The organism is Roseateles sp. (assembly GCF_036404855.1).
Lineage (GTDB): Bacteria > Pseudomonadota > Gammaproteobacteria > Burkholderiales > Burkholderiaceae_C > Pelomonas.
On the sequence record NZ_DASWYS010000290.1, the window covers coordinates 1 to 8,760 of the forward strand.

The window sequence follows — 8,760 nt, forward strand, 5'->3', positions numbered from 1 at the left end:
GTCGTCGTGCGCGACAACCTCGTCATCGAGCAGCCGCACTCCAACGGCGTCTGGTGGGACGTGGGCAACCGCGACGGCGTCTTCGTCAACAACCATGTGGAGGGCACGCAGGCCGGCCTGTTCTTCGAGATCTCCAAGGGCGTCACGGCCGCCGGTAATGTGTTCGTGAACAACCAGCAGGGCGTGCGCGTGCTGAACAGCGCGGGCGCGAAGATCCTCCACAACACGTTCGTCAATTCGCCGGTGCTGATCGATCGCAACGAACGCAGCGCCCAGGGTGACCATTTCGGCTGGCATCCGCAGACGGGGCCGGACGTGAACGAGCGCGTCGGCCATGTCTTCGAGGGCAACCTGCTGGTGGCTGACGCGGCGCTGAAGGGGCCGCTGCTGCGCATCGAGCAGGCGCCGGTCACCTGCGGCAAGGTCACCGCGGCCATGACGGCACGCGTCGATGGCAACGTCTACCTGCGCGCCGACAGTGGCAAGGGCGCCCAGCCGCTGGTCAACTGGGCGCCCCTACCCGGCACGCCGTGCCAGGCGAGCTTCGCCAGCCTGGACGATTTCCGCAAGGCCGTGCCCGGCGTGGAGGCCAGCGGCAAGGCGCTGTTGCCCTATGAGGGCGCGGTCTTCCGCAGCCCCGAGCTGCGCCGCTTCGAGCTGGCCCGCGTGCCGGAGGGGGTGCAGCGGCTGCCGGTGCCGGCCGAGCTGCGCAAGCTGCTGGGCTGGACGGGTGCCAGCCACCTGCCCGGTGCCTACTGACGCGTCATCCAGCGCCGCAGCGCGAAGCTGGCGCCATCCACCAGCGCGACCAGGGCCAGCATCGCGATGAGCACGGTGGCCGTCTTGTCCATCTGGAACAGGCCCATGTGGAACATCAGCAGCTGCCCCAGGCCGCCCGCACCGACGACGCCCAGCACGGCGGCGGCGCGGATGTTGTTCTCCCAGCGGTAGAGGGTGTAGCTCATCAGCTGCGGCAGCACCTGCGGCAGCGTCGCGTAGAGGAAGACGCGGGTCGCGCCGGCGCCCTGCGCGCGCAGGGCTGCGCCGGGGCCGGGCGGTGCGTTCTCGATCGCCTCGGCGAACAGCCGGCCCAGCACGCCGCTCGTGTGGATGGCCAGGGCCAGCGTGCCGGCGAACGGCCCCAGGCCGGCACTGATGAGCAGCATGGCCGCCCACACCAGCTCCGGCACCGAGCGCAGCGCGTTGAGCAGCAGCCGCGCCAAGCCGCGGCCCGCATTCAGGCGGCTGGCGGGCAGGGCCATCAGCACACCGGCGAGCGCGGCCAACAGCGTGCCCAGCGCCGACATGGCCAGCGTTTCCCAGGCGCCTTCGACGACCCTGCGGACGAAGCCGGCGCTGAAGTCCGGCGGGAAGAACTCGCGCACGAAGCGGCCCATGCTGGCCAGCGCTTCGCCCGACGCGAAGCTCGCCAGCTTGAGGTCCAGCGAGGCGAAGCTGGCCACGACCAGGGCCAGCACGCCGGCCACCAGCCAGCACGCCCAGCAGCGGGCGCTGAACAGTGGCGGCGGGAGCTTGCGCGCGGGCTTCATCGCGTCATCCCAGGGCGCGCCGCAGCGCGGCGCTGAGGCGGTCGGCCAGCGCGACCAGGGCCACGAAGACCAGCAGCATGGTTGCCACCTCGCCGCCGGCGAACATCTTCATCGAGCTGTCCATCTGCTGGCCCAGGCCCCCCGCGCCGACAAAGCCCAGGACCACGGAGCTGCGGATCGCGCATTCCCAGCGGTAGACGGTGTAGCTGGTCAGCTCGGCGGCGTTCTGCGGCAGCAGGCCATAGGCGAAGGCCTGCAGCCGCGAGGCGCCGTTGCGCAACAGCGTCTGCGTGACCTGGGCGTCGCCGCTCTCCAGGATCTCCGCGTAGACCTTGCCCAGCATGCCGCCGTAGGTGAGCGCGATGGCCAGCACGCCCGAGGCCGGCCCCAGGCCCACCACGCGGACGAACACCAGGGCCCAGACCAGCTCGGGCATGCTGCGCAACAGGATGAGCAGGCCGCGCACGAGCTGGCGCACGGCATAGGGCAGGGGCGCCATCGCGCCGGCCAGCGCCGATACCGACAGCGACCGCGTGGCGGCCAGCGTCAGCGGCAGCGCGACCACCAGCGCCAGCGTCACGCCAGCCGTCGCGATGGCCACCGTGCGCCAGGTTTCGCGAGCCAGCATCCACAGGAACTCGCCGCTGAAGGCCGGCGGGAAGAAGCTGCCGACGAAGCGGCCGGTGACGCGCAGCGAGTCGGGCTCCAGCAACAGCCAGGGCTTGAACTCGGTGGCGACCAGCAGCGGCCACAGCAGCACGAGGCCGGCGCTGGCCAGGCCCACGCGGCCCAGCCAGGCGGGGTCGCGGCGCGCGGCCGCGTTCAGCGGCATTGCATCACCACGGGCGGTGCGGGCTGGGGCCGGTTGTCGGCCGGCGCGGGGCCGCCCAGCAGCTCATCCTCGTGCTGGGCGTACAGGCGTGCGAGCAGCTCGGGCGTCACCTCGGCGGCGGGCAGGTCGAACACCAGCCGCCCCTCGCGCAGGCCGAGGATGCGCGGGAAGTGGGCCAGGGCCGCGTCCACCTGGTGCAGCGTGGCCACCAGGGTCACGCCGCGTGCATGGGCCTCGCGCACCAGGGCGGCGATGGCGCGCTGGGCGCGCGCCGGGTCCAGGGCCGACAGCGGTTCGTCGACCAGCCACAAGCGAGCCGGCGCGACCAGGGCGCGGGCCAGCCCGACCCGCTGGCGCTCGCCGCCCGACAGGCGGTCCACGCGCTCGAAGAGCTTGTCGCTGAGTTCGAAGGCGTCCAGGGCCGCATCGGCCGCCGGGATGTCGACCGGATAGAACAGCGAGCGCAGTGCCGTCCACAGGGTCCAGCTCGGCAGGCGCCCCGCAAGCACGGCGGTCACCACGCGCTGGCGCGGCGGCAGCGGGGGCACCTGCGGCACGAGGATGAGCCGCCCGCGCAGGGCCTGCAGCGCGCGACGCGGCAGCGACCACGGCGCGGCACCGTCCACCGTCAGGCTGCCCGAGGCCGGTGGGCGGGCGCAGGCCAGCACTTCGAGCAGCGTCGTCTTGCCCGCACCCGACGGGCCGATGACGGCCAGCTGCTCGCCTTCGGCAATGTCGACGTTCAGGCCGGTGAGCGCGTGCGGCGCATCGCGTCGGGCCGTCGCGTGCCGGGCGGTCAGGTCTTGCAGGGAGATCTTCACGGGGCGGACTCTAGCTGTCCGCGCAGGTGCGCACACCGGCGGGCACGTCGCTGCGCGTGGCGGGGAAGAAGTTGCGATAGCGCGGATGGCGCATGCGCGGCTGAGTGCAATGGGAGGCGCCGCGCAGCACGGGACGACCGTCGAACCAGGGCGCCGAGTAGTCCCGATAGGGGTGGGGCTCGAAGCCGGGGAAGGGCGCGAAGGGACTGTCCGTCCATTCCCACACATCCCCCCACCGGAAGGCCTCGGGCCGGGTGCAGGCGGCCAGCTCCCATTCGGCCTCAGTCGGCAGGCGCCGGCCCGCCCAGCGGCACCAGGCCTGGGCCTCGTCCCGGGTCAGATGGCAGGCGGCGAGGGCGAGGTCCAGCGGCTGCCATTCGCCGTCGCGCCAGGTCTGCCAGCGGCTGCCGTCCCGTCGCAGGTAGCGCGGCGCGGGCCGGTCACTGGCCTCGATGAAGGGCAGGTACTCGGCCCAGCGCAGGGCCTGGGCGTCAATGCTGAAGGGCTGCAGCGCGACTTCGTGCGCGCGCAGCTCGTTGTCGAAGGCGAAGCCGGGATCCGACTGCCCCAGGCGCCAGTGGCAGGCGTCGAAGTCGAGCGCCGCAGGCGGCGCCGGCAGCGGCCGAGGCTGCCAGCGCGCGTCGGTGACGGGCCAGCCCAGGCCGCGCGCCATGTAGAGGGCGGCCTCGTGGTGCATGTCCTCGTGCAGCAGCGCGAGGCGGAAAAAGTAGAGCGCGTCGTCGCCGTCGCCGGCTTCGCGCAGCAGGACCAGGGTCCGGGCCAACTGGCGGGCGAGGTCGTCGCGCGTCGCGGCGGCATCGGGCAGGGGGAGCTGCCAGCGGGTGTCGTGCGGCACCTCGCTGGAGTTGTAGAGGGTGTCGGCGTTCGCGCGCAGCGGCGCGAGGCGCGGGGCATCCGCGTCGGCCCGGCAACCCAGCCCGCGTACGAGATGGCGGTCCACCCAGTACTCCTGGAACCAGCCGACATGGCCCAGCTCCCACAGCGGCGGATTCAGCTCGGCGCGCAGCGGCACGGCGAGCTGAGGCATGGCCCGCTCGAAGGCGGCGAAGGTGGCCAGCGTGTCGGCGCGGCTGGCGGCCAGCGCCTCGGCCAGCACCTCGGGGCCGCCCTGACGGGCATCGAGCGCGGCCCGGAGTAGGCTGCTGTCGTGCATCGTGATTCCCTCGTCATCGTGACGCCGGCCCTAGCCCAGGCCCACAACGGCAACTGGCAGACCGCCCACCGCTGGGCGCGGCTGCTGCGGCCAGCTTACCGCGTCCATCTGGCCGAGCACTGGGACGGGGGCGACGAGGCCCTGCTGATCGCGCTGCATGCGCGCCGTTCGGCGGCCTCCATCGCGGCCTGGCGTACGGCCCACCCGGCCCGGCCCGTGGTGCTGGTGTTGACGGGCACCGACCTTTACCGCGACATCGCCAGCGATGGCGCCGCCCAGCGCTCGCTGGCGCTGGCCGACGCCCTCGTCACGCTCAACGAGCTGGGGCCGCTGCAATTGCCGCAGGCACTGCGGGGCAAGGCCCACGTGGTGCTGCAGTCCTGCGCGGCACGCGCGCCGCTGGCCCACACCCGGCAGCATCTGCGTGCCGTGATGGTGGGCCATCTGCGGGACGAGAAGGACCCGCGCACCTACTGGCGCGCCGCGCGTCGCCTGGCCGGGCGGCCCGACCTCCGGCTGGACCACATCGGCGCGGCGCTGGACCCGACGCTGGGCGAGGAGGCGACCGCGCTGGCGGCCGCCCAGGCGAACTTCCGCTGGCTGGGCGGCCTGGCGCACGCGGCCGTGCGGCGGCGCATCCAGGCCGCCCATGTCCTCGTGCATGCCAGCCGCATCGAAGGCGGCGCCCATGTCGTCACCGAGGCCATCCGCAGCGGCACGCCGGTGCTGGCCTCGCGCATCGACGGCAACCTGGGCCTGCTGGGCGAGGGCTACGAGGGCCTCTTCGAGCCGGGCGACGACGCGACCCTCGCGACCCTGCTCGCGCAGGCGCGCGACGATACCGATATGCTTCCCCGACTCACTGCCCAGCTCGCCCCTCGCGCCGCGCTCTTCGCGCCCGAGGCCGAGCAGGCCACGCTGCGCCGCCTCGTCGGCGCGCTGCTCTCACGCCCTTCACCGCCATGAACGCTCCTGCCTGCTCCACGCCCGCCCAAGAACCCCGCCTGACCTCGCTGTCCCATGGCGGCGGGTGTGGCTGCAAGATCGCGCCGGGCGTGCTGTCCGAGATCCTCAAGGGCACGACGGCCATGCCCATGCCCCGGGAGCTGCTGGTGGGCATCGAGACGTCCGACGATGCCGCCGTCTATCGGCTCAACGACGAGCAGGCCTTGATCGCGACGACGGACTTCTTCATGCCCATCGTGGACGACCCCTTCGACTTCGGTCGCATCGCCGCGACCAACGCGATCAGCGACGTCTATGCGATGGGCGGCCGGCCCATCCTGGCCCTGGCCCTGGTCGGCATGCCCATCAATGTGCTGTCCACGCAGACCATCGGTCGTGTACTGGAGGGCGGCGCCTCGGTCTGCCGGGCGGCGGGCATCCCCATCGCGGGCGGCCACACCATCGATTCGGTGGAGGCCATCTACGGCCTCGTGGCGCTGGGCCTGGTGCATCCCGAGCGCGTGAAGCGCAACGCCGATGCGCGGCCCGGCGATGTGCTGGTGCTGGGCAAGCCGCTGGGGGTGGGCGTGCTGAGCGCGGCGCTGAAGAAGGAGCAGCTCGACGCCGAGGGCTATGCCCGCATGATCGAGACCACGACGCGGCTGAACACGCCGGGGCCGGATCTTGCCGCACTGCCGGGCGTGCACGCGCTGACCGACGTGACCGGATTCGGCCTCGCCGGCCATGCGCTGGAGCTGGCGCGCGGCGCCGGCTGCACGGTGGAGCTGGACTGGCGTGCCGTGCCGCTGCTGGCCGGCGTTCGCGAGCTGGCCGGCCGCGGCTTCGTCACTGGCGCGTCAGGGCGCAATTGGGCCGGCTATGGCGGCGATGTGCAGCTGCCGGCGGATTTCGGGGCCGAGGACAAGGCCTTGTTGACCGACCCGCAGACCAGCGGCGGACTGCTGGTGTCGTGCGATCCCGATACGGTGGATGCCGTGCTGGCAACGTTCGCCCGCCACGGCTTCGACGCGGCGGCCGTGGTGGGCCGCGTCACGCCGGCGGGCGAGCGGCCCCTGCAGGTCCGGGCCTGATCACTTCGGGCGGGACTCCGCCGCCCCGTCCAGCCGGATCACGCGTCGCGAGCGGCCCTCGGTGTCCTCCAGCGATTCGCTGACGAGGCGATTGTGCTGCTCCCAGTCTTCCGCGCTGCGGATGATGCTGGGCTTGATGAGGACCACCAGCTCGCGCTTGCGGCCGTTGTTGGCGCGGTTGCCGAACAGCATGGACGTCAGCGGGTTGCTGTCGGCGCCGGGCAGTCCCGAGCCACGCCGCGTGGCCTCCATCTGCATCAGGCCGCCGATGGCGACGATGTGGCCGTCAGGGATGCGCACGACGGTGTCGCTCTCGTTGACGCTGGCGCTGGCCAGCGGCAGGCGGAAGTTGCCCACCGAACCGAGGTCCACCTGCTTGACCTTCTCCGTCACGTTGGAGACCGACGGGTGGACATGGAGCGTGATCATGTCGGCCGCGTCGATCTGCGGCGTCACGTCCAGTGCGATCCCGCTGAAAAACGGCGTCAGCGTCAGCGTGGGGATCTGGTTGGTCACACCGTTGGTGCCGCTGTTGCTCGTGTTGGTGCCGCTGTTGCTGCCGCTGATGCCCGTGATGAAGTAGTCGTCCGTGCCGACCTTGAGCACGGCCTTCTGGTTGTTCAGCGTGGCGATGCGGGGGCTGGACAGGATCTGGGTGTCGCCATGGCTCTCGATGAAGCTGAGCAGTGCCTGGAAGCCGCCGCGGCTCAGGGCCAGGCCGAAGCTGCCACCGCCGGCCGAGGGCAGGGGAATGAGGTCGGGCCAGGCCGGGCTTTGCGTGCCGGTGGACAGCACCGGCAGGCCGCGGCTGTTGCTCACCAGCGGGTTGATGATGGTGTTGACGCCGCTGGGGATGGAGGGATTGACGCTGGTCTGGCCGATGGCGCCGCGCTCACTGATGCGGGACCAGTCGATCCCGCTCTGGTAGCCCTCGCGCAGTTCGACCTCGACGATCTTGGCCTCCAGCATGACCTGGCGCTCGACCGAGAGGCGCGTCGCCTTCAGCCACGCCTCGACGTGGCGCAGCTCCTCGGGCATGGCGCGCACGGCCACGGTGCCGGTCTGCGGGCTGGTGATGACGGTACGTCCTTCGCCGGTACCGACCAGCGCCTTCAGCGCGCCGCTGGTCTCGCTCCAGAAGTCGGCCGAGACCTTGGTGCTGAGCTGGCTGCTTTCCTGTTGCAGCACGGTGTTGGTGCTGCTTCCCGTCGCCGCGTTGTTGCTGGCGCTGGCCGGCGCGGCGCCCGAGGAGACCCGCACCTCGCTGCGGCCGCTGCGCTGGTGAGCCAGTGCGTTGAGGGTGAAGACGCGGGTCTGCAGCGTCGGCGGGAAAACGGTGATGCGGCGGCCGTCGATGGCGTAGTCGAAACCGTAGACCTCGCGGATGGCGTCCAGCGACTCGCGCAGCGTCACTCCCTTGAGCGTGACCGACAGGGTGCCCGACACGGCCGGGTGCACGAGCATGCTGTAGCGCGTGTCGCTGACAAGGGACAGGAACACGTCACGGGCCGGGGCGCCGTTGACGATGAGATCGAAGCGCGGCTCGGGCGGCAGGGCCGGTGCGGGGGCGGGGACCGGCTGCGCCTGGACGGGGGCGGGGGTCGAGGCGGCCGGCGCGGGCGGGGCTGCGCGCTGGGCCTGCAACTCCTCGCGCAGGGCCTGGCTGGGCTGGGCGATGCGCAATGGCTTGTCCGCACAGCCCGCCAGCAGCACGGCGGCGCTGAGCAGCAAGAGACGGGGGGCGGGGCCCTTCATGGCTTCTCCTTGGATTTCTGGGCGTCTGGCGCGACGGGCGGCGGTCGCTTTTCCACGCCGCCATACAGCGGCTCGCGGCGCACCTTGCCGGCCTCTCGCAGCCACACGGCCTGTTCGGTGATGCGTTCGATGCGCGCGCCATCGAGCTGCTCGCCAACCCCGTAGCGTCGGCCGCGCTGCACGACATAGCCGCGGCCCTCGACGAAGACGACCTGGCGGATGGCCTGTCCGTACGGTTCGCCGCCGGGGGCGGTCGGCGCCAGCGCATTGCGCAGCGCGGGCGGCAAGGCGGTGGGGTCGCGCGCCGGCTCGTCGGCGTGGGCCAGCAGGGATGCCAGCAGGAGCAGCAGGCCGGCCGATTTCATGGCTGCACCTTCAGCAGGAAGACCTCGGCTTGCAGGCGCGGCGCCTCGTTGCCGCCGCTCGCGCTCAGGCGCATCTCGCCCCAGCGCAAGCCGGGCAGCTCGCGCTCCAGGGCCTGCAGATAGCGCTGCAGCTCGTGCCAGTTGCCCTGCACCTGCAGCTCCACGCCTTGCCAGCCCAGGCCGGTGAGGACGGGCATCTGCAGGCCGGCCGCAGGGGTGTCGTCGAG

The 8,760-nt window shown here is 72.2% G+C and carries 10 protein-coding genes; 3 read left to right on the top strand and 7 right to left on the bottom strand.

Features of this window, described 5'->3' with window-relative positions:
- On the top strand, positions 1-759 hold a 759-nt coding region (locus VGF12_RS19135), incomplete at its 5' end, for a right-handed parallel beta-helix repeat-containing protein (RefSeq protein ID WP_331177642.1).
- On the opposite strand, the gene phnE is transcribed toward VGF12_RS19135, so the two are convergent.
- From phnE to senA, 4 genes are read right to left on the bottom strand one after another with little or no spacing between them, the layout of a single operon-like run.
- Positions 753-1,550, bottom strand: a complete 798-nt coding sequence (gene phnE, locus VGF12_RS19140) for a phosphonate ABC transporter, permease protein PhnE (RefSeq protein ID WP_331177643.1) — start codon at positions 1,548-1,550, stop codon at positions 753-755. The genes VGF12_RS19135 and phnE overlap by 7 nt on opposite strands.
- Before the next feature lie 4 nt (positions 1,551-1,554).
- Positions 1,555-2,382 carry an ABC transporter permease gene (locus VGF12_RS19145; protein WP_331177644.1) on the bottom strand — a complete coding sequence of 276 codons (828 nt, stop codon included), beginning with the start codon at positions 2,380-2,382 and terminating at the stop codon, positions 1,555-1,557.
- Positions 2,373-3,203: a phosphonate ABC transporter ATP-binding protein gene (locus tag VGF12_RS19150; protein ID WP_331177645.1), complete on the bottom strand. Its 831-nt coding sequence runs from the start codon at positions 3,201-3,203 to the stop codon at positions 2,373-2,375. The genes VGF12_RS19145 and VGF12_RS19150 overlap by 10 nt, the downstream gene beginning before the upstream one ends.
- Positions 3,204-3,213: 10 nt before the next feature.
- A complete protein-coding gene (gene senA, locus VGF12_RS19155) occupies positions 3,214-4,377 on the bottom strand; it encodes a selenoneine synthase SenA (RefSeq protein WP_331177646.1) in 1,164 nt (387 codons plus the stop codon).
- Between senA and senB the strand changes: the two genes are divergently transcribed.
- Together senB and selD are read left to right on the top strand one after the other, a co-directional pair.
- Positions 4,372-5,343 (top strand): selenoneine biosynthesis selenosugar synthase SenB, encoded by a 972-nt coding sequence (gene senB / locus VGF12_RS19160; protein ID WP_331177647.1) that lies wholly within the window; start codon positions 4,372-4,374, stop codon positions 5,341-5,343. The genes senA and senB overlap by 6 nt on opposite strands.
- The gene (gene selD, locus VGF12_RS19165) at positions 5,340-6,413 is read left to right on the top strand and encodes a selenide, water dikinase SelD (protein WP_331177648.1); all 1,074 of its coding nucleotides are present in this window, start codon (positions 5,340-5,342) and stop codon (positions 6,411-6,413) included. Before senB ends, selD begins: the two co-directional genes overlap by 4 nt.
- Here selD and VGF12_RS19170 read toward each other — a convergent pair whose 3' ends face one another.
- From VGF12_RS19170 to VGF12_RS19180, 3 genes are all read right to left on the bottom strand, one after another.
- A complete protein-coding gene (locus VGF12_RS19170) occupies positions 6,414-8,168 on the bottom strand; it encodes a secretin N-terminal domain-containing protein (protein WP_331177649.1) in 1,755 nt (584 codons plus the stop codon). It abuts the gene before it with no gap.
- Positions 8,165-8,533 carry a hypothetical protein gene (locus tag VGF12_RS19175; protein ID WP_331177650.1) on the bottom strand — a complete coding sequence of 123 codons (369 nt, stop codon included), beginning with the start codon at positions 8,531-8,533 and terminating at the stop codon, positions 8,165-8,167. Before VGF12_RS19175 ends, VGF12_RS19170 begins: the two co-directional genes overlap by 4 nt.
- On the bottom strand, positions 8,530-8,760 hold a 231-nt coding region (locus VGF12_RS19180), incomplete at its 5' end, for a hypothetical protein (RefSeq protein ID WP_331177651.1). The genes VGF12_RS19180 and VGF12_RS19175, both read right to left, overlap by 4 nt.